Here is an 808-nt window from a genome sequence, read left to right as displayed (position 1 = left end):
AGCGTGAAGAATGCCTGCATCAATCTTATAGCCAGAAAGAAGAGAGATGAACGACTGAAACGGCTTCTCCCTCTCTCGGAAGAGAAATTGACGGAGGAAGAACCTTCTCGCCTGGAAGAGCGATGGCAGGCTGCCGTGGATTGCATCGACCACGACCTGACCGACCAGACTGCTTCCGTCATCCGATTGTGCTATCGGGAAGGAATGTCGTATAAGGATACGGCGGAGGAGCTGGGCATCAGTGTCTCGGCAGTTAACATGCATATTGTAAAAGGTTTGCGAACGCTCAGAGAAAAATTGAAAGGAAAATAATCCGCCAGGTGTTCCGACGGATTTGCAATCCGTCGTTAAAAAAGGTTCGACCTCTTTATTTTGCGGATTTGCAATCCGCTTATACAATAACTCTAAAATGAAGAAAGGAAAAGAAAATGAAACATGAATTATCTGACATAGATCCTCAGAAGATGGATTCTCAGAAATGGGATATGCTCCTCGATCTCCTGGAGCATCCCGAAAAGTATTCCGAAACCCAGAAGGATGAACTTCTGGGCGATGAGGAAGTGAATGAACTCTATCAGCAGTTGGTAGAGACCCGACAGTCTCTGGATTTCGCCAAGTCGAAGGAAGGGATGAAGATGCCTTCGATTGATGCAGAATGGGAGAAGCTGAAAGATGAGATGAAGCTGAAAGAAGAAAAGCAGCAGAAAGAAGAGATGAGTCAGAATGCAGAAATCCAGCAAACCGCCAAGTCGTTTCCTCTCTGGAGCCCGATGAGAAAGGTGGCTGCCGTTGCAGCCGTCCTTGTCGT

Annotated in this window: 1 protein-coding gene and 1 pseudogene; both read left to right on the top strand. The window is 47.0% G+C overall.

Annotation, left to right across the window (positions count from 1 at the left end; all coding sequences use genetic code 11):
* A partial coding sequence (locus tag DXD25_RS16385; RefSeq protein WP_147327964.1) for an RNA polymerase sigma factor occupies positions 1 to 312 on the top strand: 312 nt, incomplete at its 5' end.
* Between the two features lie 116 nt (positions 313 to 428).
* Positions 429 to 808 (top strand): annotated as a pseudogene (locus DXD25_RS16380) (hypothetical protein); the annotation flags it as partial.

It is taken from the genome of Prevotella sp. TF12-30 (assembly GCF_003436715.1).
GTDB lineage: Bacteria > Bacteroidota > Bacteroidia > Bacteroidales > Bacteroidaceae > Prevotella > Prevotella copri_A.
Note: the sequence above shows the minus strand (reverse complement) of the source record. Positions and strands in the feature narration are given on the sequence as shown.